The organism is Bacillus sp. BHET2 (genome assembly GCF_005938125.1).
Lineage (GTDB): Bacteria > Bacillota > Bacilli > Bacillales > Bacillaceae_B > Rossellomorea.
Genome location: NZ_VCQN01000005.1, coordinates 183,870 through 207,553 on the forward strand (window position 1 = coordinate 183,870; position 23,684 = coordinate 207,553).

Annotated in this window: 28 protein-coding genes; 25 read left to right on the forward strand and 3 right to left on the reverse strand. The window is 42.7% G+C overall.

The window, feature by feature from the left end:
- The first annotated feature begins 319 nt into the window (after positions 1 to 319).
- The 12 genes from upp to FGG79_RS18050 all read left to right on the forward strand — a co-directional run bounded on the left by upp (position 320) and on the right by FGG79_RS18050 (position 9,861).
- Positions 320 to 949 (forward strand): uracil phosphoribosyltransferase, encoded by a 630-nt coding sequence (gene upp, locus FGG79_RS17995; RefSeq protein WP_138780875.1) that lies wholly within the window; start codon positions 320 to 322, stop codon positions 947 to 949.
- A 17-nt stretch (positions 950 to 966) separates the two neighbouring features.
- Positions 967 to 2,118, forward strand: a complete 1,152-nt coding sequence (wecB, locus tag FGG79_RS18000) for a non-hydrolyzing UDP-N-acetylglucosamine 2-epimerase (RefSeq protein WP_138780877.1) — start codon at positions 967 to 969, stop codon at positions 2,116 to 2,118.
- 505 nt (positions 2,119 to 2,623) lie between these two features.
- Positions 2,624 to 2,845 (forward strand): AtpZ/AtpI family protein, encoded by a 222-nt coding sequence (locus tag FGG79_RS18005; protein WP_138780879.1) that lies wholly within the window; start codon positions 2,624 to 2,626, stop codon positions 2,843 to 2,845.
- A gap of 6 nt (positions 2,846 to 2,851) precedes the next feature.
- Positions 2,852 to 3,226: an ATP synthase subunit I gene (locus FGG79_RS18010; RefSeq protein ID WP_138780881.1), complete on the forward strand. Its 375-nt coding sequence runs from the start codon at positions 2,852 to 2,854 to the stop codon at positions 3,224 to 3,226.
- A 22-nt stretch (positions 3,227 to 3,248) separates the two neighbouring features.
- The gene (gene atpB, locus FGG79_RS18015; protein WP_138780883.1) at positions 3,249 to 3,962 is read left to right on the forward strand and encodes a F0F1 ATP synthase subunit A; all 714 of its coding nucleotides are present in this window, start codon (positions 3,249 to 3,251) and stop codon (positions 3,960 to 3,962) included.
- Positions 3,963 to 4,039: 77 nt separating this feature from the next.
- Positions 4,040 to 4,252, forward strand: a complete 213-nt coding sequence (gene atpE / locus FGG79_RS18020) for a F0F1 ATP synthase subunit C (protein ID WP_032086923.1) — start codon at positions 4,040 to 4,042, stop codon at positions 4,250 to 4,252.
- Positions 4,253 to 4,404: 152 nt separating this feature from the next.
- Positions 4,405 to 4,932, forward strand: a complete 528-nt coding sequence (atpF, locus tag FGG79_RS18025) for a F0F1 ATP synthase subunit B (protein WP_138780885.1) — start codon at positions 4,405 to 4,407, stop codon at positions 4,930 to 4,932.
- Positions 4,929 to 5,465, forward strand: a complete 537-nt coding sequence (locus tag FGG79_RS18030; protein WP_138780887.1) for a F0F1 ATP synthase subunit delta — start codon at positions 4,929 to 4,931, stop codon at positions 5,463 to 5,465. The genes atpF and FGG79_RS18030 overlap by 4 nt, the downstream gene beginning before the upstream one ends.
- A gap of 27 nt (positions 5,466 to 5,492) precedes the next feature.
- Complete coding sequence (gene atpA, locus FGG79_RS18035) at positions 5,493 to 7,001, forward strand: F0F1 ATP synthase subunit alpha (RefSeq protein ID WP_138780889.1); 1,509 nt, start codon at positions 5,493 to 5,495, stop codon at positions 6,999 to 7,001.
- A 101-nt stretch (positions 7,002 to 7,102) separates the two neighbouring features.
- Positions 7,103 to 7,960 carry a F0F1 ATP synthase subunit gamma gene (locus tag FGG79_RS18040; protein ID WP_138780891.1) on the forward strand — a complete coding sequence of 286 codons (858 nt, stop codon included), beginning with the start codon at positions 7,103 to 7,105 and terminating at the stop codon, positions 7,958 to 7,960.
- Positions 7,961 to 8,030: 70 nt separating this feature from the next.
- The gene (gene atpD, locus FGG79_RS18045) at positions 8,031 to 9,434 is read left to right on the forward strand and encodes a F0F1 ATP synthase subunit beta (protein ID WP_138780894.1); all 1,404 of its coding nucleotides are present in this window, start codon (positions 8,031 to 8,033) and stop codon (positions 9,432 to 9,434) included.
- Positions 9,435 to 9,456: 22 nt separating this feature from the next.
- Entirely contained in the window at positions 9,457 to 9,861 is a 405-nt protein-coding gene (locus FGG79_RS18050) for a F0F1 ATP synthase subunit epsilon (protein ID WP_138780896.1), read from the forward strand.
- Positions 9,862 to 9,907: 46 nt separating this feature from the next.
- Here the strand turns inward: FGG79_RS18050 and FGG79_RS18055 are convergent, their stop codons facing one another.
- Both FGG79_RS18055 and FGG79_RS22035 read right to left on the reverse strand, forming a co-directional pair.
- On the reverse strand, positions 9,908 to 10,579 hold the full coding sequence (locus FGG79_RS18055) for a DUF2642 domain-containing protein (RefSeq protein ID WP_138780898.1): 672 nt from the start codon (positions 10,577 to 10,579) through the stop codon (positions 9,908 to 9,910).
- A gap of 260 nt (positions 10,580 to 10,839) precedes the next feature.
- Positions 10,840 to 11,472, reverse strand: coding sequence for a hypothetical protein (locus tag FGG79_RS22035; protein ID WP_205688839.1), 633 nt, complete (start codon positions 11,470 to 11,472; stop codon positions 10,840 to 10,842).
- 283 nt (positions 11,473 to 11,755) lie between these two features.
- On the opposite strand from FGG79_RS22035, the gene FGG79_RS18065 reads away from it, so the two are divergent.
- The 5 genes from FGG79_RS18065 (at position 11,756) to spoIID (ending at position 16,671) form a co-directional block, all read left to right on the forward strand.
- On the forward strand, positions 11,756 to 11,977 hold the full coding sequence (locus FGG79_RS18065) for a hypothetical protein (protein WP_138780900.1): 222 nt from the start codon (positions 11,756 to 11,758) through the stop codon (positions 11,975 to 11,977).
- 388 nt (positions 11,978 to 12,365) lie between these two features.
- Complete coding sequence (locus FGG79_RS18070; RefSeq protein ID WP_138780902.1) at positions 12,366 to 12,602, forward strand: DUF1146 family protein; 237 nt, start codon at positions 12,366 to 12,368, stop codon at positions 12,600 to 12,602.
- 220 nt (positions 12,603 to 12,822) lie between these two features.
- A complete protein-coding gene (locus tag FGG79_RS18075; RefSeq protein WP_138780904.1) occupies positions 12,823 to 13,572 on the forward strand; it encodes a YwmB family TATA-box binding protein in 750 nt (249 codons plus the stop codon).
- A gap of 32 nt (positions 13,573 to 13,604) precedes the next feature.
- Positions 13,605 to 14,909: a UDP-N-acetylglucosamine 1-carboxyvinyltransferase gene (gene murA / locus FGG79_RS18080; protein WP_138780906.1), complete on the forward strand. Its 1,305-nt coding sequence runs from the start codon at positions 13,605 to 13,607 to the stop codon at positions 14,907 to 14,909.
- A gap of 748 nt (positions 14,910 to 15,657) precedes the next feature.
- The gene (gene spoIID / locus FGG79_RS18085) at positions 15,658 to 16,671 is read left to right on the forward strand and encodes a stage II sporulation protein D (RefSeq protein ID WP_138780908.1); all 1,014 of its coding nucleotides are present in this window, start codon (positions 15,658 to 15,660) and stop codon (positions 16,669 to 16,671) included.
- Between the two features lie 40 nt (positions 16,672 to 16,711).
- Here the strand turns inward: spoIID and FGG79_RS18090 are convergent, their stop codons facing one another.
- Positions 16,712 to 17,149: a VanZ family protein gene (locus tag FGG79_RS18090; protein ID WP_138780910.1), complete on the reverse strand. Its 438-nt coding sequence runs from the start codon at positions 17,147 to 17,149 to the stop codon at positions 16,712 to 16,714.
- Positions 17,150 to 17,371: 222 nt separating this feature from the next.
- On the opposite strand from FGG79_RS18090, the gene spoIIQ reads away from it, so the two are divergent.
- The 8 genes from spoIIQ (at position 17,372) to fabZ (ending at position 23,640) form a co-directional block, all read left to right on the forward strand.
- Positions 17,372 to 18,247, forward strand: a complete 876-nt coding sequence (gene spoIIQ / locus FGG79_RS18095) for a stage II sporulation protein SpoIIQ (protein WP_138780912.1) — start codon at positions 17,372 to 17,374, stop codon at positions 18,245 to 18,247.
- A gap of 235 nt (positions 18,248 to 18,482) precedes the next feature.
- A complete protein-coding gene (locus tag FGG79_RS21910) occupies positions 18,483 to 18,644 on the forward strand; it encodes a hypothetical protein (protein ID WP_171050993.1) in 162 nt (53 codons plus the stop codon).
- Between the two features lie 373 nt (positions 18,645 to 19,017).
- The gene (gene spoIIID / locus FGG79_RS18100) at positions 19,018 to 19,278 is read left to right on the forward strand and encodes a sporulation transcriptional regulator SpoIIID (protein WP_034765200.1); all 261 of its coding nucleotides are present in this window, start codon (positions 19,018 to 19,020) and stop codon (positions 19,276 to 19,278) included.
- Positions 19,279 to 19,721: 443 nt separating this feature from the next.
- Positions 19,722 to 20,732 carry a rod shape-determining protein gene (gene mreB, locus FGG79_RS18105; protein WP_138780914.1) on the forward strand — a complete coding sequence of 337 codons (1,011 nt, stop codon included), beginning with the start codon at positions 19,722 to 19,724 and terminating at the stop codon, positions 20,730 to 20,732.
- Between the two features lie 53 nt (positions 20,733 to 20,785).
- Positions 20,786 to 21,628, forward strand: a complete 843-nt coding sequence (locus FGG79_RS18110) for a flagellar hook-basal body protein (RefSeq protein ID WP_138780916.1) — start codon at positions 20,786 to 20,788, stop codon at positions 21,626 to 21,628.
- Between the two features lie 56 nt (positions 21,629 to 21,684).
- Complete coding sequence (locus tag FGG79_RS18115; protein WP_138780918.1) at positions 21,685 to 22,527, forward strand: flagellar hook-basal body protein; 843 nt, start codon at positions 21,685 to 21,687, stop codon at positions 22,525 to 22,527.
- Between the two features lie 15 nt (positions 22,528 to 22,542).
- A complete protein-coding gene (locus FGG79_RS18120; RefSeq protein WP_138780920.1) occupies positions 22,543 to 22,821 on the forward strand; it encodes a DNA-directed RNA polymerase subunit beta in 279 nt (92 codons plus the stop codon).
- 384 nt (positions 22,822 to 23,205) lie between these two features.
- Entirely contained in the window at positions 23,206 to 23,640 is a 435-nt protein-coding gene (fabZ, locus tag FGG79_RS18125) for a 3-hydroxyacyl-ACP dehydratase FabZ (protein ID WP_138781100.1), read from the forward strand.
- Positions 23,641 to 23,684: the final 44 nt, after the last annotated feature.

Below are 23,684 nucleotides of genomic sequence, written 5' to 3' on the forward strand. Positions count from 1 at the left end.
GACGCATAAATTTCTAAAATGACGCAAAAACCCTCAGTTAACCATTTTCACGAACTCACAACAGTCAAAGCAACATGCAAATCGGACGAAAATGATTGAAGATGCTATACAAAGGTGGAAAACCAATGGGTAATCTAGTTTTAATTTTATCCACTCTACACGTCCTTTATTTTTAAGCAACACATCTCAATTCTAACGTTTCCATTACACTTCTCATCTCGTGTTGCTCTTAAATTGTCTTTTATGTACAATAGTCTGAGGTGTAAATGAAGTGGACAAACCATTTTTACATAAAATCGAATTTAAAGGAGAGAGTCGAATGGGCAAAGTATATGTATTTGATCATCCATTAATCCAGCACAAATTGACGTTTATCCGTGATAAAGAAACAGGTACGAAGGAATTTCGTGAGTTGGTGGATGAAGTATCCACATTGATGGCATTTGAAATCACCCGCGATCTGCCAGTTGAGGATATCGATGTGGAAACGCCAGTGAGTCATGCAAAGTCGAAAACTCTTGCAGGTAAGAAGTTAGGGATTGTTCCTATCTTACGAGCTGGGCTTGGAATGGTCGACGGAATCCTTAAATTGATCCCTGCAGCGAAAGTGGGACATGTTGGGTTATATCGTGACCCGGAGACTCTTAAACCGATTGAATATTACGTCAAACTTCCAAGTGATGTGGAAGAGCGTGACTTCATCCTGGTTGATCCAATGCTTGCAACTGGTGGGTCAGCGGTTGAAGCGATCAATTCATTGAAGAAGCGTGGAGCCGTAAGCATCAAGTTCATGTGCCTGGTTGCATGTCCTGAAGGCGTAGACGCCATTAAGGAAGCACACCCTGATGTTGATATCTTTATCGCAGCTCTTGATGAGAAGCTGAATGAAAAAGGCTACATCGTTCCTGGGTTAGGGGACGCGGGAGATCGTTTGTACGGTACGAAATAAGAAAGGGAGGGCGAAAAATGACAAATCCAATCAAGGTAATGACGATTTTCGGAACAAGACCGGAAGCCATCAAGATGGCACCGCTTGTACTGGAATTAAAAAAGTATCCAGAAAGCTTTGAAACGATTGTGACAGTAACAGCTCAGCACCGAGAAATGCTAGATCAGGTGTTGAATATATTTGATATCACGCCTGATTATGACTTAAACATTATGAAAGACCGTCAAACGTTAATTGACGTAACAACCCGTGGACTGGAAGGCCTTGATAAGGTGATGAAAGAAGCCAAGCCGGATGTTGTCCTTGTTCATGGAGATACCACGACAACATTTGTTGCAAGCCTGGCAGCTTTCTATAACCAGATTTCAGTTGGTCATGTAGAAGCTGGACTTAGAACATGGAATAAATATTCACCGTTCCCGGAAGAAATGAATCGTCAGTTGACGGGTGTCATGGCGGATCTTCACTTTGCACCAACTGAAAAATCATCCCAGAATCTTCTGAATGAAAACAAAAAAGAAGAGGGTATTTTCATAACGGGAAATACAGCAATTGATGCATTGAAAACAACGGTTAAAGATGAGTACCAACATGAAGTATTGGAGAAGCTTGGTGACGACCGTTTAGTTCTATTAACGGCTCACCGTCGTGAAAATCTTGGTCAACCGATGCGTAATATGTTCCGTGCCATCAAACGACTAGTGGAAGAGCATGATGATATTCAAGTTGTCTATCCTGTTCACTTGAATCCTGCTGTTCGTGAAGTAGCGGATGAAGTACTTGGAGATGACAAGCGAATCCATCTGATCGAGCCGCTTGATGTGATCGACTTCCATAACTTCGCCTCACGTGCCCACCTGATTCTGACAGACTCAGGCGGTGTCCAGGAAGAAGCGCCTTCATTGGGAGTGCCGGTTCTGGTCCTTCGAGACACAACCGAGCGACCTGAAGGGATTGAAGCTGGAACATTGAAGCTCGCAGGTAACGAAGAAGAAAACATCTACAAGCTTGCTAAAGAACTTCTAACCGATTCTAAAGCACACAGTAACATGTCGAAAGCAACAAACCCATACGGAGATGGACAAGCATCCTACCGAATCACACAAGCGATCCGCTATCACTTCGGTCACTTGGATGAACGTCCGAAATCCTTCGATCCAAACGAATAATGGTTCGCTAAAGGTCCGTCCCTCTTTCTAACGTTGAGGGACGGACCTTTGTGTTGAGTAAGGAAATCCATTCAGAGTAGTTGGAAGTATTTACATTAAATTCAAGGGTTACTCATAAAGAGAATATTCTATATAATGGAGGGGCAAGTGAGGCAAGAATCTATGAGTTTGTTACTATAGTAAGAAAGAGCGTGAAAACTTCATCAGGGCGTTTCGTTTCAGAGTGTGTGCAAGCCTGAAGGACCCGGATATCCTTGGAATTAGCGGGCAATTGGATACACTTTTCTGTAAATGTGTTGAAAATGTGAACAATTTGGAAACGCGTGGATAGGTTGTGAACTTTTTAACTTGAACGCATTGACATAGATTAAGCCCTATTGTATGCTTACAAAGGATGTAAAATGATAAGGTTTTCACAATGGATAAACCCTTATTTAATCGGTTTTACATCATGACTGCAACGCTTGCTTCGTGTCCAAAATTCCTTTGAATAGGATGGGTTAAAATGGGTCAAAAAAATGAAAGCCCATATAAAGCGATGGCCATCTATTCGGCCATTTTGGCACAGCTTGTAGGGTCTATCTTAATAGGGATTTTCCTTGGAAGATGGATTGATCAGCAAGTTGATTCAGCACCACTCTTTTTAATCATCGGATTACTCCTCGGTCTCGCCGCAGGAATCTATGCGATGCTTCGAACTGTACGACATTTCTTCTTAGGAGAATAATAAGATATGCCGGAACTCCATCAAATGTTTAATAGACAGCGGAAATACATAATGTACGTGCTTTCTATTTACGTCCTGGGTTGGGGATTCACCACCCACAAATCAGTATTCTTAGGGTTAATTTTAGGAACAAGTTTAAGTCTTTTTATGCACTGGGGCATGACAAAGCGGATCCAGAAGTTCGGGGACGCCGTGGTAGATGGGAAAAAAGTGAGATCTCTAGGAACCACTTCCCGCATGGCAGCAGCAGCCCTCGGAGTTATAATCGCTACCCGTTTTCCAGAAACATTTCATCTCCTAAGTCTTATTATTGGATTAATGACTACCTATATTGTCATTATGATAGATTATTTTTTCAGCAGCATTAAAACTAATAAATAGCGGGGAAGAGAGGTGAAGTATTTTGAATCATGAAGCACCTTTAGCCGATTTTATGGGCCTAACGTTTAACCTGGCAAACGTGATGATGATCACTGTAGCATCTGCCATTGTGTTTATTATAGCCCTCCTGTCTACACGGCGCTTAGCCCTTAAACCGACTGGAATGCAAAACTTTTTCGAGTGGGTTATGGACTTTGTCAAAGGGATTATTAAAAGTAACATGGACTGGAAAACAGGCGGTCGTTTTCACATTTTAGGTTTGACGATTATCATGTATATCTTTGTATCGAATATGCTGGGGTTACCATTCTCGGTTGTATATGATCATCAGTTATGGTGGAAATCACCAACAGCCGATCCGGCAATCACAATGACCCTGGCGGTTATGGTTGTGGTATTATCCCACTTCTATGGAATCAGATTGAAGGGGTTCAGCGAATACGGTAAAGATTATTTCAAGCCTATGTGGTGGTTATTCCCGCTGAAAATCATAGAAGAGTTTGCAAACACTCTTACATTGGGTCTACGTCTTTACGGTAACATTTATGCCGGTGAAATCCTGTTGGCACTAATCGCAGGAATGGCCGTGAATGGTGGTCCGGGAGGCGTTATTGGAGCAATCGCCCCAATGCTTGCTTGGCAAGGGTTCTCCGTATTTATCGGGTCAATCCAAGCATTTATTTTCTGTATGTTAACAATGGTTTATATGGCTCACAAAGTCAGTCATGACCATTAATATATACCTGTTCATTACGGTGGACAAACATATATGTAAAAAATATTTTTCTTATACATTAAAGGAGGAACTTTAGAATGAGTCTTATCGCAGCAGCAATTGCAGTTGGTTTAGCAGCACTAGGAGCAGGTATTGGTAACGGTCTTATCGTAGGTCGTACGGTAGAAGGAATTGCACGTCAACCGGAATTAAGAGGTACTCTACAAACAACAATGTTTATCGGTATCGCATTAGTTGAAGCACTTCCAATCATCGGTGTAGTTATTGCATTCATCGCTCTAGGAAGCTAATAGAACTGGCACAATCATGTTTAGTGGCGAAGTTCGTCTTGACGATTATCTTCGCCATTCCTATGTACTAAAAAAGAGAAATCTTGGTAAGTATAGATGGTTCATTTATAAAAAATACGATCCAATCGATTCTTGAAGGGAGTGAATCGAGTATGTTAACTAACGCATTCGTTATCGGTGAGGCAGCAGCTGAACATAGCCTCAATACCGGGGATATCGTTTTCCAACTGATTATGTTCCTAGTCCTTATGGCGCTTCTTAAGAAATTTGCCTGGGGTCCATTAATGGGAATCATGAAGGACCGTGAAAACCACATTGCTGGTGAAATCACGGCAGCTGAAAAGAGCCGCACTGAGGCAAACAACATTTTAGAAGAGCAAAAGAAACTTCTAAAAGAAGCTCGCCTTGAAGCGCAATCTATGATTGAAAACTCTAAGAAACAAGGTTCTGAACAACGTGAAGAGATTATCGCAACTGCTCGTCAAGAGGCAGAACGTTTGAAAGAATCTGCGAAACGCGAGATCGAAACGCAAAAAGAACAAGCTGTTGCTGCACTTCAGAAACAGGTTGCATCTTTATCAGTACTTATTGCTTCTAAGGTCATCGAGAAAGAACTTTCAGCTGATGATCAGCAGAAGTTAATTAATGATTATATTCAAGAGGTAGGGGAAGAGCGATGAGCTACTCTACAGTTGCAAAGCGCTATGCGTTAGCTCTCTTCGAAATTGCCCAAGAACATAATCAGCTTGAAGTCTTGGAAGAAGAGTTACGTACAGTGAGAACGGTTTTCTTAGAAAACAAAGAACTTGGTGTTCTCTTTGAAAATCCAAAGCTTACATTAGATAAGAAGAAGTCATTGATTCAGGAAGCTTTTTCATCCGCTTCTCCATATGTCTTAAATACATTGATGCTGATGACGGACCGTCACCGTACGGGTGAAATCACAGGATTAGTAGAGGCATTTATTGAACTTACAAACGAAGCACGTGGAATTGCAGATGCAACCGTGTACTCTGTACGTCCTTTAACCGAAGATGAGCAAACAGCATTATCATCTTCTTTTGCTAAAAAAGTCGGAAAACAATCATTAAGAATTACCAATGTGACAGACGAACATTTACTGGGCGGCATCAAGGTTCAAATCGGAACCCGCATTTATGATGGAAGCCTGCAAGGTAAATTGACTCGTCTTGAGCGTGAACTAATTCGTTAACTTTCGTATAAATGAGGGGTGAAATTCATGAGCATCAAGGCGGAAGAAATCAGCGCGCTGATAAAAAAGCAAATTGAAAACTATCAGTCTGAGATGAAAGTAAGCGACGTAGGTACAGTTATCCAAATCGGTGACGGTATCGCTCGTGCTCATGGCCTCGACAATGTCATGGCTGGAGAGCTTGTTGAATTTTCTAACGGTGTCATGGGTATGGCACAGAACTTAGAAGAAAACAACGTTGGTATTATCATTCTCGGACCATATACTGACATTCGTGAAGGCGATGAGGTTCGTCGTACTGGACGTATCATGGAAGTACCAGTAGGACAAGAACTAGTAGGTCGTGTAGTAAACTCACTTGGACAACCTGTTGATGGGTTAGGTCCAATCGCAACAACAAAAACGCGCCCGATTGAAAGTGGAGCACCTGGTGTTATGGATCGTAAGTCCGTACACGAGCCACTTCAAACAGGGATCAAAGCGATTGATGCACTAGTTCCAATCGGTCGTGGTCAACGTGAATTAATCATCGGAGACCGTCAAACAGGTAAAACATCTGTTGCGATCGATGCTATTCTTAACCAAAAAGACCAGGATATGGTATGTATCTATGTTGCCATCGGTCAAAAAGAATCAACTGTACGTAACGCGGTAGAAACATTGCGTAAGCACGGTGCCCTTGATTACACAATCGTTGTAACGGCATCAGCTGCTTCACCAGCGCCAATGCTATTCTTAGCACCTTACTGTGGTATCACAATGGGTGAAGAATTCATGCATAGCGGCAAGCACGTTCTTGTTGTGTATGATGATCTTTCTAAGCAGGCTTCTGCTTACCGTGAACTTTCATTATTATTACGTCGTCCTCCAGGCCGTGAAGCATTCCCTGGTGACGTATTCTACTTGCACTCTCGTTTACTTGAGCGTGCTGCGAAATTGAGTGATGCAAAAGGTGGAGGTTCCATCACAGCATTACCATTCGTTGAAACACAAGCAGGAGATATCTCCGCTTATATTCCAACAAACGTTATCTCCATCACAGACGGACAGATTTTCTTACAATCTGACCTATTCTTCTCCGGTGTTCGTCCGGCGATCAATGCAGGTCTTTCCGTATCACGTGTTGGTGGATCCGCACAAATTAAAGCAATGAAGAAGGTTTCCGGTACGCTACGTCTCGACTTAGCTGCTTACCGTGAGCTTGAAGCATTCGCTCAGTTCGGATCAGATCTTGATAAAGCGACACAAGCGAAACTAAATCGTGGAGCGCGTACAGTAGAAGTACTGAAGCAGGATCTTAACAAACCACTTAAAGTTGAAAAACAAGTAATGGTCTTCTATTCACTAACAAAAGGTCATTTAGATGATATTCCAGTAGTAGACATTCGTCGTTTCGAAACTGAATTCCTAAGCTGGTTAGATCACAACCATACTGAACTGTTAGACCATATTCGTACGACTAAAGGTCTTCCTGAGGACGATGCAATGTCGTCTGCGATCAATGAATTCAAGAAGACGTTTATCAAGTCTGAATAAGGGCCAATAGTTGCCGTCTGACGGTAACTAACCATAGATGAGCTTGAGCTTTCTTAGCCAGGCTCCTATGTCTGACAATATGTAAAGGGTGGTGAGAACCAGTGGCATCGTTACGCGATATACAAACTCGTATTACTTCTACCAAAAAGACAAGTCAAATCACCAAAGCAATGGAAATGGTATCTGCTTCGAAATTGAATCGTGCAGAGACGAATGCTAAGTCATTCGTTCCTTACATGAACAAGATCTCAGAAGTAGTGACTTCCGTTGCAGCGGGTAGTCAAGGTGTGAGGAATCCGATGCTAGTCTCCCGCCCCGTTAAAAGAACCGGGTATTTGGTTATTACATCAGATCGCGGTTTGGCGGGGGCATATAACAGTAGCGTAATCCGTGCTGTTAGCAATCGAATTAAAGAGCATCACAGCTCGAATGATGAATTTGCCATTATTGCTCTAGGCCGTGTCGGTGCTGATTTCTTCCGTAAAAAAGGCTTTAATGTCCTGGAATCGGTCGTTGGTCTTCCGGATCAACCTAATTTTGCAGACGTTAAAGATATCGCAAACAAAGCGGTGGGTATGTTCTCAGCAGAGGCATACGATGAACTGTATATGTTCTACAACCACTATGTAAGTGCGATCCAACAGGATGTTACAGAGAAAAAAGTATTACCGCTAACGGACCTGACTCCATCTGGGAAGCTTGCTTCGTATGAATTCGAGCCTTCTGCAGAGGAGATCCTTGAGGTGTTGCTTCCTCAATACGCGGAAAGCCTGATTTTCGGTGCGTTACTCGACGGTAAAGCAAGTGAGCATGCCGCTCGTATGACAGCGATGAGAAATGCAACAGATAATGCGAAGGAAATCATTAGTGACCTTACACTGAAATTCAACCGTGCGCGTCAAGCAGCCATCACTCAGGAAATCACTGAGATCGTCGGCGGTGCAGCGGCACTAGAATAGAACGAAAACGGTATTTAGACCGTTTATACTTTATAAAGTTTTTGTTAAAAGCTAGTTAGGAGGGAAAGAGATGAACAAAGGACACGTTCTTCAAGTAATGGGTCCAGTTGTTGATGTCAAGTTCGCCAGCGGCCAACTTCCTGATATCTACAACTCTTTAAAGGTCCAAATTGCAGATAGAGCTGAACTTACATTAGAGGTTGCCCTTCACCTAGGTGATGATTCTGTACGTACAATTGCGATGGCTTCAACAGATGGTTTGCAACGTGGAGCTGACGTACTTGATACAGGATCACCAATCTCTGTACCAGTAGGGGATGTAACTTTAGGTCGTGTATTCAACGTTCTTGGTGAATCAATCGATTTAGACGAGCCTCTAGAAGCAGGTATCCGTCGTGATCCAATTCACAGACAAGCACCTACATTCGATCAGCTTTCTACAGAAGTTGAGATTCTTGAAACAGGTATCAAAGTAGTAGACTTACTTGCACCATACATTAAAGGTGGTAAGATCGGTCTATTCGGTGGTGCCGGTGTTGGTAAAACCGTATTAATCCAGGAGCTTATCAACAACATCGCTCAAGAGCACGGAGGTATCTCTGTATTCGCCGGTGTTGGAGAGCGTACTCGTGAAGGGAATGACCTTTACCACGAGATGAGCGATTCTGGTGTTATTAAGAAAACAGCGATGGTATTCGGACAAATGAATGAGCCGCCTGGTGCACGTATGCGTGTTGCCCTGACTGGTCTTACAATGGCTGAACACTTCCGTGATGAGCAAGGTCAAGACGTACTTCTGTTCATCGATAACATTTTCCGTTTCACGCAAGCAGGTTCAGAGGTTTCTGCCCTACTAGGCCGTATGCCATCTGCCGTTGGTTACCAACCAACACTTGCGACAGAGATGGGTCAATTACAAGAGCGTATCACGTCAACAAACGTAGGTTCTGTAACATCGATCCAAGCGATCTATGTACCTGCCGATGACTACACGGATCCAGCTCCTGCAACGACATTCGCTCACCTTGATGCAACAACAAACCTTGAGCGTAAACTTTCTGAGATGGGTATCTATCCTGCTGTTGATCCATTAGCATCAACTTCCCGTGCTCTTTCTCCAGAGATCGTTGGAGAAGAACACTACAATGTTGCTCGTAACGTTCAACAAACGCTACAGCGCTATAAAGAACTTCAAGATATCATCGCAATCCTTGGTATGGATGAGCTTTCTGATGATGATAAGTTAACGGTACACCGCGCACGTCGTGTACAATTCTTCTTATCTCAAAACTTCCACGTTGCAGAACAGTTCACTGGCCAAAAAGGTTCTTACGTTGAAGTGAAGGACACAGTTAAAGGCTTCGTTGATATTCTTGCCGGTAAATACGACCACATTCCAGAAGATGCATTCCGTCTAGTAGGTCCGATCGAGGACGTATTGGCTGCAGCTAAAGGAATGGGCGTAGAGGTATAATTAGGGACCAGGAGGGAAGAAAATGAAGACATTAAAAGTCAATATTGTCACTCCCGATGGCCCAGTGTACGATTCAGAAGTGGAAATGGTGAGCACAAAGGCTCAAAGCGGTGAGCTTGGAATCTTACCTGGACACATTCCGATGGTTGCTCCACTACAGATCGGTGTGGTTCGCCTGAAAAAAGGTGGCAACACTGAGCTTGTAGCTGTCAGTGGCGGCTTCTTAGAAGTACGTCCTGAACAAGTGACAATTCTAGCACAGTCTGCTGAATCAGCAGAAGCTATCGATGTACAACGCGCGAAAGAAGCAAAAGGCCGTGCAGAAGACCGCATGCAGGCACAACAGGATAACGTAGACTTCCGTCGTGCTGAACTCGCTCTGAAGCGTGCCATGAACAGAATTAACGTTTCCGAACGTAATTTCTAATAAAAAAGAAACCACCTTTCCATTTCGAAAGGTGGTTTCTTTTCGTTTAGGGCAAATGTACAGTTTGAATATGCTGCGTATTCAAATAGATGGACTCCCCTTTAGCTGTAATCATTTGCATGATGTTATCTTCCACTTGTGCGATTTTACCGATTAATTCCTCCTCGATCCCAAGGTTTAATACGACGAGATGATTGACCATCTTCTCGAGTTGAACTTCAAAGCTTCTGGCAAGTGTAAGAGAGCTTGAAGGGTTGACAGGGAGATTCTCTTTGTTTAGCCGATAAGGAGAGAGATTCGAGGAATAAGGGATGAGCCATTTTAAGTGCTGCATAGAGATATACATCGTTTTGTAGACAGGGGAATAAAAGGAGAAGTAGTTATTCATGATCCCTGTAATATATCCGTGGATTGCTTGATTGCCCACCGTGTAAATTTCAAGAAAGAGGCCCTTGGAGGAAGTGAGGATCTTACGCAATGATAAATGATCTTCCTGCTCGAGTTGAGGACTCCCCGTAGGTTCATTTATCCCAATCGCTTCTTTTGTTACAATCGACAAATTTTTAATATGGGCACTCGAAAGGTATATATAGTCATCTCCATTATAAACAACCATCACCTCGCTGCCCACATCGACCAAAAACCCATTGATGGTTTTCTTTCCGGTCATTTCAATCACGACTGCTTCACCAATGAATGTGGAATATACTTTTTTCATTTTTTGCTCCTTTCCGGTTTATTACCATTCAATCGCTCTTGATGGAACGATGGATTCAACGGTCATGACGGCCTCAACTAGCTCCTACGCCCCATTAACTGCCTGTTAAAATGGGGTGGTTGTTTGTCCACCTTTTGGGAATAAACCTTTTCAAATCGTTATCCACTCCATATAAGAATAATCTCAGCACCTTCTACCTGTGGGGTATGACCCTCATGGAGGAGGCTGAGATTACTCCTGCTTCTGAATAAAAGGGAGGCTTAGTTACTTTCAGAACCGGATTGTGCCCCTTCTATTTCATCCAAATATAACGAGGATGGCTGTTTTTTATTTGCTTTTTTTGTAGAAGATTTTTTAGACGATTGTTCCTTCGTTTTTTCGTTTGAAGTAGATTCTTTTTTGGACTCTTCTTTTTGCTTGGAATTGTCTTCTTTCTTAGAATCTTCTTTCTGGTCTGAAGAACCTTCTTTCTTTTCATTTGCAACGTAGCTGATGCTTTTTACATGGAACGTTGCGAGGCGGATGACTTCTTCGTTCAATACCAGTGTGATGTAATCTTCATTTGAATTGTCCAGCACTCCCTCTAGCTTTTCCGGACCTCCGCGGTTAATCTTCACCCATTGATATTGCAAGCTGGTTAGTAAAGCCCCAAGCGTATCTTCTTTCATGAATTCAAGAACTTCTTCTGACGCGTTATCCGGCATTCCTGATTTACTGTTTTGAGAAATGCTCTTTACATGAGCTGAATTATAGTAAACCACACCATCTTTCTCTGTTAAAAGGGCAAAGTGATCGTCTCCTCCATACAATAGTTTTCCCATGCGTGATTCCGGACCCCCACGATTCACCTTCAAGACTTTTCCGACTAATGAAGTCATTAACTCTTTATTCATTCATATTCCCTCCTATGATATATAAGCATTTTCACTTTATGTATATGTGCCATGCCGTGATGACGTACTGTTACTATGGCCCTTTTTAGTGGACGAGATGCCGATCGATGCCAAAATGGGTGGAAAACGCATAGGCAATACGTCCAAGGTGAAATGGAGAAAGAAGAGACCGGAAGATGCACGTGAGTAGCCGACAAAAAAGGGCGCGGATTTAGTCGTACAACCCATACGCCAAACGGTCCGTAAACGTAAACTATAGGAAAGAATAAAGGAGGGTGAAGACGTGAACACGAAAAAAGGACAAGGCAAAGGAAAGCAAAAATGCAGAGGGTACAACAAAGACCAACGAAATACTGACCTCAAGAGCAAGGGAAATGGCAGAGGTGGCCAAAAAGCGGACTGTAAATGCCAAGCATACTATTACCAATGCATAAAAGACAAAAAGCGAAAGCCTAAACCCAAACCAAAGCCAAAACCAAAACCAAAACCAAAACCAAAAAAATAACCCCCACACACCCCCCAAAACCCAAAACCACCCTTTACCCCAGTAAGGGTGGTTTTATTTGAGGGACGGACCTCCCCGTCAGAAAGCAGAATCCCTGGAAAATCCCGTATTCATCACATTCATCAAATGAAACAAAAGAGATTTTAAGTATTTTCGAGGGACGGACCTCAAACGAGATATGAGTTTACAGATCAGCTTCCTACTCCTAAAGAGAAGCAGAAGAAGACATGTCTCAAACCCTATCATTTTACTAATGAAAGAATGGCGAAACCCGCTAAAATCTCACAACGAACCCCACCCTAAAAAATTTGTGAAATACATATGTAGTTACAGAATTATGTGGTAAAATAGTCTTTGTGTGTGAAAACGATTATGGGGAGTGAGAAGAGTGGTAGAAAGCTTTGGTCAACAGGCCCTTATCAGCATGCTTGTGCATCTGTTTGTATTCGGGATCACGTTTTGGTCTTTGCAAGCCATTCAGTTAGACAAGCTCCTGAAGAAAAATCGAGTCGCCCAAGGGAGACTATTGTACATCCTACTAACGGTTGCGATCGGATCTGCCGTCAGCCGGTTTTTACTGGATTACTACCTATGGTCTCAAGCATTACCCGTTTTCTTCGAGTAAGTAGAGATTTTGACAAAAATAGGTCTTCCTGCATGTTTTCAATAGGGCATGTTTTAAGTAAGATTGATTTTGTGTTAAGTTCCTTTGTGAAAAAGTTTCAATGTGAAACCGCTTTACATGACAGCCATTTCAACTCAGTATTTGTAAAAAGATGACGACAATTTTCAAGTATGTTCTTCCCTTATTCGGAAAGACTTAGATTTAAGGGGAGGAATGAGAAATGGGTCGGTATTTTTACATTATTTTAATGTTTTTCGTTGGAATAGGTTTTCTTCCTGTTATTTATGGGAACAACACTATCGAAGCCAATCACTTATTGGACATTGAAAAGCTCGACCAAGCCATTGTTCATTCTCAAGGTCAGATAACTGAATGGTCTCTATATGCAAGAGAAAATAAAAAAAGCTTCACGAATAAAGGATTTGCCAAATATAGTACTACTATGCAAGAAACATTTTCTGATTTTGAGTGGGTGACCGAAAAGTCAGCTGACAAGGTAATGGTTGTGGGACAACGTCAGACGTCTCACGGGGAAGAAACCATTAAGCTACAGCATACCCCCACAAACAAGCAGTCCGTTTCGTACATTATGTATGAAATGCGCGGAAATCAGAAAGCGTTGGGTACTCAGACGATGCAGTATGTCAAGTCTGAATTCATCCCAAATATGGAAATCATTTTTACTTCTAAACCTATGATTTTCTCTTGTATAAAAGGCGAATTCAATGATAAGCTTGATGAAGTTTTGTCGAATCAGGCTGTCGATTTAATGTCGAAATTAGATGCAAATGAACTGGAGTCACTTAAAGAAGAAGACTTTTATTCCATTTCAGCTTACTCGGAACAAATGTCACGGACTATACCAACAAAAAATGATGATATGAATATACAACTAGGTCTAAGGAAAAGCGGAATGGGCGCTAAGACAACCTTTGTCATTGGCACACCCATCCTAATTATTGAATATTAATATAGAGAAATTGGACGCGGAGGGGAATACTCTTGGAAAAAATTATCGTCCGCGGCGGTCAGCGTTTAAGCGGTACAGTGCAAGTTGAAGGAGCAAAGAATGCCGTTTTACCAGTCATCGCTGCTACATTATTAGCAAGTGAAGGAAAAAGTGTCATAACAAATGTACCACCACTCTCCGATGTATATACGATTAATGAAGTATTACGTCATTTAAATACAGATGTTGCGTTTAACAATGGTGAAGTGATCGTGGATGCATCAAGAGAGTTGTTTGTAGAAGCACCGTTCGAATATGTACGTAAAATGCGTGCATCCGTTCTTGTAATGGGATCATTACTTGGCCGTACAGGTAAAGCGCGTGTCGCTCTTCCTGGTGGTTGTGCGATAGGATCAAGACCGATAGACCAACACTTAAAAGGCTTCGAAGCAATGGGAGCAAAAGTGAAGGTAGGAAACGGGTTTATCGAAGCAGAAGTAGACGGAAGACTAAAAGGTGCCAAAGTTTATCTGGACTTCCCAAGCGTAGGAGCGACAGAAAACATCATGATGGCAGCTGTTCTTGCTGAAGGAACGACTATCTTAGAAAACGTTGCAAAAGAGCCAGAAATCGTCGACTTAGCGAACTTCCTAAACAAAATGGGAGGAAGCGTTGTAGGTGCAGGTACTGGAACGATCCGTATCGAAGGTGTAGATCGTTTATACGGTGTCGAGCATAGCATCATTCCAGACCGTATCGAAGCGGGAACGTTCATGGTTGCTGCTGCGATTACTCAAGGTAATGTCCTTGTAAAAGGAGCGATTCCAGAACACTTATCTTCTTTAGTTGCGAAGATGGAAGAAATGGGCGTAACGATCATCGATGAAGAAGAAGGACTTCGTGTCATTGGACCGGAGAAACTGAAATCTGTCGATATCAAAACAATGCCACATCCTGGTTTCCCAACAGACATGCAATCTCAAATGATGGCATTACTTTTAGCAGCTGATGGCACTAGTGTCATCACCGAAACAGTTTTCGAAAATCGTTTCATGCATGCTGAAGAATTCCGTCGTATGGGCGCAGACATTAAAATCGAAGGCCGTTCTGTGATCATGAATGGACCAACACCTCTTCAAGGAGCAGAAGTAGCTGCAACCGATTTACGTGCAGCGGCAGCTCTTTCGATCGCTGGTCTAGTAGCAGACGGATACACTCGAGTGACAGAACTGAAGCATTTAGATCGTGGATATGTCAACTTCCATCAGAAGCTTGCAGGCCTTGGCGCCGACATCGAGCGTGTGAAAGAAGTGGAAGAAACAGCTGTTTCTGAACAAGATATGATTAAAGATGCATAAGTGATTTTAAAGGTGAGCTTTTCTTTTATAGAAGAGCTTGCCTTTTTTGTTGCTTATTTCAGCTTGATTTAACCGGATACGACAGGATTCCTCTTCGATATGGTCGATCCCTTTTATAAAGTGGCCAGTGGAAGGACTCTATAGAAGGGGATCACCAAGGAGAAAACGTGTTTATTTTCAAATCGGACCACCTTCTTTTCAAAAATCTAATTTTATTTTCAATTTCCGCCTATTTGTTTTCAATTCTCAGCTTTTATTTTCAAATGGCTTTTTTCGTAAAGATTGTTCTTTCAAACATGGTAAATGTCAAGGCGCTTTCATTACTATTTAAGTTAAACTTGAACAATACTGTTTTCTATTCTTTTATATCCTTTTAGAAACACATGCTTTGTTGATTGAAGCGGAAGGTGCTCGACTCCTGCGGGAATTGCGGGGAAGTTGAGACCCCACAGGGCGAAGTCCGAGGAGGCTCAACTCACGCCCCGCGGAAAGCGAGCACCTGGAGCGGAAATCATCCACCACACACTCCATAAAGAGCAACAAAGATTACGAAAACATCCTTTTTAAAAACAACGATCCGTCAACGCAATCCTCCTGAAGCGCATAAATATTTTCATGAGAACCATCCCATCAAAAATCTCTCACAAAACACACTCATAAATACTTGTCCACTACCATACATATGAAAGAGAGTGGAGAAGTGTTCTAGGACATTCTCCTATTTAATCTTTCATTGGAGGCCGCGAACATGAAGCATTTGAAACCAGTACTGATCGTCTTCTCAATCTTTATTACCATCATATTTATTGTCCCTACTCTGCTGGTGCTCCCCTTTTCATCAGATAAGGAAACGGCAAATTTAGACGAAAAACTGAAGAACCCGCCATCCGTTGAAGAATTGGCAAACTCAGTGGAGGTGGCAGTCTATCGCTCCAACCAGGATCTGATTGAGAAACTTCCCTTGGAGCAGTATGTAGTAGGAGTAGTGGCTGGTGAAATGCCTGCAGATTTTGAAAAGGAAGCACTGAAAGCACAAGCCCTTGCGGCGAGGACGTATATTGTGAATCAGCTTCTTCAAGAGGACACCACTGTGCCAAAGGGGGCTGATGTGACGGACACCATTTCTCATCAGGTCTATAAAAACCAAAAAGAACTTGCGAGCCTGTGGGGCGCTGACTATGACTGGAAGATCAAGAAGATCTCAGAAGCGGTCCTAGAGACCATGGGAAAGGTTCTTACGTATGATGATAAGCCGATTACAGCGGCCTTCTTCTCAACGAGTAATGGGTATACTGAAAACTCTGAAGCCTACTGGCCGAATGAATATCCCTATTTGCGAAGTGTTGAAAGCCCTTGGGACTCAAAATCACCTAAATTTGAAGATCAAAAGGTCATCCCGATCAAAGAATTCGAACAAAAGCTTGGCGTTAACCTGCCAAAGGATGGATCCGTTGGAACGATCACATCCAGAACGGAAGGTAAGAGGGTGGCAAGCGTTGAAATCAATGGAAAAGGATTCTCAGGACGAGAGATCAGAGAAAAACTGGATCTGAGATCATCAGATTTCACCTGGTATGTAAAAGACAATCACATCGTCATCTCCACCAAAGGATTTGGTCATGGAGTTGGAATGAGTCAATACGGAGCAAACGGAATGGCTCAGGCAGGTAAGGATTATCAAGAAATCGTCACCCACTACTATAAAGATGTGAAAATCACAGAATCCAGTAAACTCCTCCAGAAGGTCACGGCGCAAAGATAATGGGAAAAGGATTGAGTCATAATGGTCAAGGCGACCAGACTCAATCCTTTTTTAAATAGGCTTCAAATGTCTTCATCTTCTTCGTCATTCCATAATCCGGTCTTTTAAAGTAAGTGCGGTTCACGATCCAAAACAGCACCGTGACTCCGATTAAATCCTTGGCGGCATCAATCAGCGTCGATGACCGATACGGAACGAAGGATTGATGAATCTCATCAGTAAACCCATAAAAAATCGCAATCAACGCAACGGTGAAGTTCAGTGTAAACTGAAGCCTTCCATGTGCTAATAGTGCTACAACAAATAATCCATATAAAATACCAAATTCGACTAAGTGGAGAGATTCCTTCACAAAGCGATCCACCTGATTATCAGGAAACCGAATAATGGCATCATCCGGATTACTCGACATGATCCAGATCAGAATCATATAGGCAAAAGGTGCGGCTGTCAGCACATATGTAAGCAACTTTTTCATATGGTCCTCGTCCTTTCTGTTTTTACTATTGTATCATGGGGGAGCGGGGTTAGTTGGGGTTAAATTGGCAATTTAATGGCACTTATAACGAAAAATTCACACGAATTTTAAAAACCATACATAATCCTCATCCCTTTGTCGAAAGATAAGAATTAAAAAATTTTTTTCGAATGTGTATATATTTTCTGAATTCTGTTCAGAATGATTGCAGAGGTGATGAAAATGAGAGAGGAAGAAAAGAAACACCCTTCTCAAAGCTTTTTGAAAAGACGTTGGGCATACCCAGCAATCTATTTAGCAAGTGCAGCAATCATTATCACGGGGATTCTGTGGTACCAAGCAGGAAATGATGTAAACGAAAAAGCCAAGGATTACAGCTATGATGGAGTTCCTACTGACAATGAGTTCAATCAGCCTGCAGAAGAAGTCAATCGGTCATTGGAAAACTTTGTAATGCCTGTTTCAAGTCCAGAAGATACAGTCATCGAAAAACAATTCTACGATACTGAAGCTTCAGCAGAAGAGCAGGAAGCAGCCCTAGTCGTTTATGGAAACATGTACTACCCGAACCAAGGAGTGGACATCTCGAAAGATGGCAAAGAATTCGATGTACTGGCTGCCATGAGTGGTACAGTCACGAAGGTTCAAGAAGATTCTCTACTTGGTAACACGATTGAAATCGAGCACAGCAAAGGAATTGTGAGTCGTTATCAATCAGTGAAAGACTTTGAAGTTGCGGTTGGAGATGTAGTCGATCAAGGACAAGCCATTGCGAAAGCTGGAAAGAGCTTATTCAATGAAGAAGCTGGTGTTCACGTACACTTTGAAATCCGTAAAGCCAATGTTGCCGTGAATCCACTGGAATACTTCAACAAGTCTCTAGCCACTCTACAAGAAGCACAGCTAGAAGATAAGAAAGTTTCAGGTGATCAGCCGAATGCGGAAGCTGCAGAAGAAAATGCCGTAGAAGACCAAGCTAGCGAAAACAAAGCTACTGAGGACAAAGCAACAGAAGAAAAAGACGCTGCAGAAAACAAGCAAGATCAAGCTGAGAAAAAGCCGAAACAAGAAAGCAATGACGTAAAAGACGAAGAATAATCATATAAATAGAAGACTGACCGTCTCCATAACGGTTCAGTCTTTTTCTTTGTTTACGTTGGCGTTTCACCTCTCTAATTTATTAATCAGCGGCGGTAATCGTCATTCCACTCGAACCAGTTGGTTTCCCTTAACCACTTGAGCATCCTTTAAAACGCCCCAGAGGGTAGTGACAAAGCTTAAGAGATGGATGTGTGGGGATTTATCCACATAGGGCAAGAGAGGGCTGACAAACATGCACAGTGAGGATCAAGACACTGGGCGTTCCCTTGAAGATAAATGGATGGTAGTGGGGGGGAAGGAAAACATCACAATTCAGACATTTTCCAATCTTCATCGACTCATTTCTCGGGAAATAGTAGAAAAGGTGGGATTTGAAACAACTCTTGTCGAATAATCACTGCACATTTGGTGGGTAGCTGATCTATTTCCTTCAAAAAAACCAAAAGAAGGTCCGTCCCCTGTCAATATTATCAGAAAATTCTGCCTGAACCTTGTCCTTATTGTGTTTTTTGTGCATATATGTGGGCACAAGCTAATAAAATGATACAAACCTATCAAAAAAGAGAGTGTTTGAGGTGAGGAATCGTCGCCATACCATTGATCATTAGCTGAGTATTTGTTTATATGCCCTAACATAAGGAAGCTGTCCTCGATTAAATAAGGCTTTCTGCCGCTTGCACATGTGCAAGAGGTCTATACTATTTCATTGATGCGAAAGCGAGTCTCATTTCACACTTCTCACATCCAATTTAGGGAGGTCGAGTGGTGTGCACGATTACATCAAAGAGAGAACAATCAAGATTGGGAAGTATATCGTGGAGACGAAAAAAACTGTTCGTGTAATTGCGAAGGAGTTTGGCGTGTCCAAAAGTACTGTCCATAAAGATCTAACAGAACGCCTGCCAGAAATTAATCCAGATCTCGCAAATGAAGTCAAAACCATACTTGATTACCATAAATCAATCCGACATCTACGGGGTGGAGAGGCAACGAAGCAAAAATACAAAAAAGAAGAGCTCCACAGCTAGCCGAAATACGCCAAGCCCCAGATAGATGGGTCACGCTTGGTGTGTTTTTGTTTTTGGTCATAAAGGACGTTTGCCTGTTGAATTTGGGTGCTTTTTTAACAGTTGAAAATCGAACGAATGTCACCTGTCAAAAATCATCTCATTATTAACAGTTGAAAATTCTCTACTATTTAACAGTTGAACCCCAATCCCCATGACATATGCCTATCCCTATACCTCCCAACAAAGAACCATTTACAACGATCCACCCCCCTACATATTTCCAATAATATAACAAAATTGATACATTTTTTTGACAAATACCATCTCGCTTCGACATATTTATGGTAAAATAATTAATTAGGTGAAAGATTTGCCTTAACGTTTTAACGTAATGACAAACTAGTGAAACTATAGATGAAATTCGATGATGAATTTGTAGAAGAAGAAGGGAGAAACACAAGATGTTTGCGAAAGATATTGGGATTGACCTTGGTACGGCTAATGTTTTAATTCATGTTAAAGGTAAAGGGATCGTCTTAAATGAGCCATCGGTTGTGGCGTTAGATAAGAATACTGGTAGGGTACTCGCAGTTGGAGAGGAAGCCCGTCGTATGGTTGGACGTACTCCAGGAAACATTGTGGCTACTCGTCCATTAAAGGATGGAGTTATTGCAGACTTCGACGTAACGGAAGCAATGCTGAAGCATTTCATTAATAAATTAAATGTAAAAGGATTTCTTTCTAAGCCAAGAATCCTGATCTGTTGCCCAACGAACATCACAAGCGTTGAACAAAAGGCAATCAGAGAAGCGGCTGAAAAAAGCGGTGGGAAAAAGATCTATCTTGAAGAAGAACCTAAAGTAGCAGCGATCGGTGCCGGAATGGATATCTTCAACCCAACAGGAAACATGGTCGTGGATATCGGTGGAGGAACGACAGACGTAGCGGTTCTTTCTATGGGTGATATCGTGACGAGTCAGTCCATCAAGATGGCCGGGGATAAGTTCGACCATGAAATTCTGAATTATATTAAAAAAGAGTACAAGCTTCTAATTGGGGAGCGTACAGCAGAAGATATCAAAGTGAACATTGGAACGGTGTTCTCTGAAACTCTGGATGAAGACAGAAAAGAAATGAGCATCCGTGGCCGTGACATGGTGTCCGGGCTTCCACGCACGATTACGGTAACAGCGAAGGAAATCGAAGGAGCCCTCCGCGAATCAGTGGCCGTGATCGTACAGGCTGCGAAAAATGTTCTTGAAAAGACGCCACCGGAATTATCAGCGGATATCATTGACCGCGGTGTGATTTTAACAGGTGGTGGGGCCCTTCTTCACGGAATGGACACCCTACTTGCAGAAGAACTGAAAGTACCGGTATTGATCGCTGAGAACCCGATGGATTGCGTAGCCATTGGAACAGGGTTAATGCTTGAAAACATCGATAAGATTTCAAGAAGAAGAATCATCTAATGATGACACCAGCCATTCCATGTGAAAATAGCAAAAAGTAATGAGGTGGAAACATGTTTCGCGGATTCTATTCAGTTGCATCAGGCATGCTTTCTCAACAACGCAAGACCGAAATGTTAACGAACAATATGTCCAATGCCAATACTCCAGGTTTTAAAGCAGATCAGGCTTCCATGCGAGCATTCCCTGAAATGCTTCTGGATCGGATGGATTCAACAACCATTCCGACAGAGAAGACACTTACCCTCCCTTTTAACAACAAAGTGGGGGCGCTCAATACGGGCGTATATATGCAAGAAACGATTCCTTCTTTCTTGCAAGGGGATCTTCAAGAAACGGGGAGAAGCTTGGATATTGCTCTACTAGACGTGTCCATGCCTGCAGATGGTGAGACCGGAGCAAGTGGGTCGGTTTTTCTGACCGTTGAAGGTGCTGACGGAACTCCCCGTTATACACGTAACGGGAATTTGACTGTGAACGGAAACGGCTTTCTCACTACGAACAGCGGCTTCCATGTTTTGGATGAAAATGGTGAAAGAATTCAATTGGACAGTGATCAATTCACGGTAGGGGAAAAGGGGCAGATTCGTGTCGATGATAATGTAGTGGCTACGTTAGGTGTCGGCTACTCTGATAATCCTAATCGACTCATGAAGCAGGGAGACGGGTTATTTGCAACAGAAGGCAATGTCCCCCTTCCTGATGCCTATGAAGAGAACAATGTCTCCTTTACGACCAAGCAGGGCTTTCTGGAACGTTCTAACGTCGATGCTTCCCGTACCATGACGGACATGCTATCGGGGTACAGAGCATTTGAAGCGAATCAAAAAGTTCTCCAAGCGTATGACCGCAGCATGGAAAAGGCGGCCAACGAAATTGGTCGGGTCAATGGATAGTAAAGATTGTAAATGAATTTCGCCACTGAATACCTTATAATAGGGGAGAACGTATCATGAACCGAACGATGATTACAGCTACCAATACATTAAGCCAATTGCAAAAACAAATGGACATGATCGGTCATAATCTTTCAAACACTGATACGAATGGATATAAACGCCGGGATGCATCATTCTCGGAGTTACTCGTGCAACAGGTGAAAAATCAGGGTGTCGACAAGTTTGAAACAGGAAGGTTGACCCCTCTTGGAGTCCGGGAAGGGAACGGTGCCAAGCTTGCTCAATCACAACTGATCTTGAACCAGGGGTCTTTGAAAGCAACTGGCAGAGAGCTTGACTTTGCCATGACAAGTGATAGACAGTTTTTTAAAGTCCTTGCCCAGGATGACAACACAAGTGCCGTGCGCTATACGCGAGACGGAGCATTTTTCTCAAGTCCAACTGGGAATGGTGAAGCGATGCTCGTGAACGGAAGCGGATTTCCAATCTTGGATGAGAACGATAACTATATCACTTTCCCTGAAGACGCATCTTCTTTTACTTTAGAAGATAATGGCGTTCTAACCGTATCGGGATCAGGTGGAGGAGAAGAGCAGTTCAATTTGGGTATCGTCTCAGTTGAAAAACCTCAATTCCTTCAGCAATTTGGAGGGAATCTGTTAGGCTTTGCAGATAACCTGAATGAACTCGGTGTGACAGAAGATGAAGTGGTGACCAACGTCATTGGCGGGGCACGATCTGAGATCTCAATGGTCCAGAGTTCATTGGAAGGATCAAACGTTGATATCAGTAAAGAAATGACGGACATGCTGAACGTCCAACGATCATATCAATTTCAGGCTCGCTCGATCTCCCTTGCAGATCAAATGATGGGCCTTGTAAATGGGATACGCTAAAAGGAGTTAAACGCTATGAGTGAAAAAGAGCTGCTACAAGAAGAAAAATCGACAAGAGAATCAGTAAAAGCAGAAAAAAAGATGAAGCAGAAGGACGAATCAAAACCTTCTCGCTGGGTCCGTGTGCGCATGCTACCCATCTGGCTTAGAATCCTTCTGTTCATCCTTCTTCTTGCAGGAAGTCTCGCGCTCGGTGCCGTCATCGGCTTCGCAGGCATAGGCGACGGCAAAGCAGCCGACGTCTTCAAAGCAGAAACCTGGCAGCACATCTTTGACATCGTAACCAAAAAATAACTCTTTTGAGTTTTGAGGGACGGACCTCGAAATATTTAGCTTTTCGTGCAATGAACCTTGAGACAACAGGGTTTTGCTGCGGATCGAGCTTGATATTCGAGGTCCGTCCCTCTTTTTATGCTCTTTAAAACAGAAAACGAGCAGGCACGTCTTTAGTATGGTCATCAAAAAGGACCAACACAAACGAGTAGAGTGAGACTTTAGAGAGGGACGGACCTCGAATTTGCCTCTTTTTTAGACATAGAACCTTGATATACAGGGATTTTAATTGAAAATCGAGCCATTTTTCGAGGTCCGTCCCTCTCTGGGTCCCTCTCCGGTTGCTATTCAAAGCCCAGTTTCTGTACAATAAGGTGTACATACATATTGGTAGGAGGAATTGTGATGCTTGATATTAATGAGATTAAAGAGATTATTCCCCATCGTTATCCGTTTTTGTTGGTTGACCGGATTTTAGAGGTGGAGGAAGGCAAGAAGGCGATTGGGATCAAGAATGTGACCGCGAATGAGGAATTTTTCAATGGTCACTTCCCAGGTTATCCTGTTATGCCAGGGGTATTAATTGTTGAGGCGCTTGCTCAGGTTGGTGCTGTTGCTATGCTGAAGGTGGAAGATAACCGCGGACGTTTAGCATTTTTTACGGGAATTGATAAATGTCGCTTCAAGCGTCAGGTCAAGCCTGGAGATCAGTTAAGACTTGAAGTGGAGATGATTCGCTTTAAAGGACCGATCGGCAAAGGGAAAGGCGTTGCGACGGTTGATGGCGAAGTTGCTTGTGAATTAGAGATGATGTTTGCTCTTGGGGATAAGCAGGAATAGTTTTAATAAAACCGGGTTTGGCGTGATTTTATTCACTCTGGCCC

Coding starts and splice junctions, on each gene's coding strand:
- wecB (WP_138780877.1), top strand. CDS start 967: ATGACAAATCCAATCAAGGTAATGACGATTTTCGGAACAAGACCGGAA.
- atpE (WP_032086923.1), top strand. CDS start 4,040: ATGAGTCTTATCGCAGCAGCAATTGCAGTTGGTTTAGCAGCACTAGGA.
- spoIIQ (WP_138780912.1), top strand. CDS start 17,372: ATGAGAGAGGAAGAAAAGAAACACCCTTCTCAAAGCTTTTTGAAAAGA.
- atpD (WP_138780894.1), top strand. CDS start 8,031: ATGAACAAAGGACACGTTCTTCAAGTAATGGGTCCAGTTGTTGATGTC.
- FGG79_RS18110 (WP_138780916.1), top strand. CDS start 20,786: ATGTTTCGCGGATTCTATTCAGTTGCATCAGGCATGCTTTCTCAACAA.
- FGG79_RS18120 (WP_138780920.1), top strand. CDS start 22,543: ATGAGTGAAAAAGAGCTGCTACAAGAAGAAAAATCGACAAGAGAATCA.
- FGG79_RS18010 (WP_138780881.1), top strand. CDS start 2,852: ATGCCGGAACTCCATCAAATGTTTAATAGACAGCGGAAATACATAATG.
- FGG79_RS18075 (WP_138780904.1), top strand. CDS start 12,823: ATGGGTCGGTATTTTTACATTATTTTAATGTTTTTCGTTGGAATAGGT.
- FGG79_RS18115 (WP_138780918.1), top strand. CDS start 21,685: ATGAACCGAACGATGATTACAGCTACCAATACATTAAGCCAATTGCAA.
- atpF (WP_138780885.1), top strand. CDS start 4,405: ATGTTAACTAACGCATTCGTTATCGGTGAGGCAGCAGCTGAACATAGC.
- mreB (WP_138780914.1), top strand. CDS start 19,722: ATGTTTGCGAAAGATATTGGGATTGACCTTGGTACGGCTAATGTTTTA.
- FGG79_RS18090 (WP_138780910.1), bottom strand. CDS start 17,149: ATGAAAAAGTTGCTTACATATGTGCTGACAGCCGCACCTTTTGCCTAT.
- FGG79_RS21910 (WP_171050993.1), top strand. CDS start 18,483: ATGCACAGTGAGGATCAAGACACTGGGCGTTCCCTTGAAGATAAATGG.
- FGG79_RS18050 (WP_138780896.1), top strand. CDS start 9,457: ATGAAGACATTAAAAGTCAATATTGTCACTCCCGATGGCCCAGTGTAC.
- upp (WP_138780875.1), top strand. CDS start 320: ATGGGCAAAGTATATGTATTTGATCATCCATTAATCCAGCACAAATTG.
- FGG79_RS18055 (WP_138780898.1), bottom strand. CDS start 10,579: ATGAAAAAAGTATATTCCACATTCATTGGTGAAGCAGTCGTGATTGAA.
- atpA (WP_138780889.1), top strand. CDS start 5,493: ATGAGCATCAAGGCGGAAGAAATCAGCGCGCTGATAAAAAAGCAAATT.
- spoIID (WP_138780908.1), top strand. CDS start 15,658: ATGAAGCATTTGAAACCAGTACTGATCGTCTTCTCAATCTTTATTACC.
- FGG79_RS22035 (WP_205688839.1), bottom strand. CDS start 11,472: ATGAATAAAGAGTTAATGACTTCATTAGTCGGAAAAGTCTTGAAGGTG.
- fabZ (WP_138781100.1), top strand. CDS start 23,206: ATGCTTGATATTAATGAGATTAAAGAGATTATTCCCCATCGTTATCCG.
- FGG79_RS18030 (WP_138780887.1), top strand. CDS start 4,929: ATGAGCTACTCTACAGTTGCAAAGCGCTATGCGTTAGCTCTCTTCGAA.
- FGG79_RS18005 (WP_138780879.1), top strand. CDS start 2,624: ATGGGTCAAAAAAATGAAAGCCCATATAAAGCGATGGCCATCTATTCG.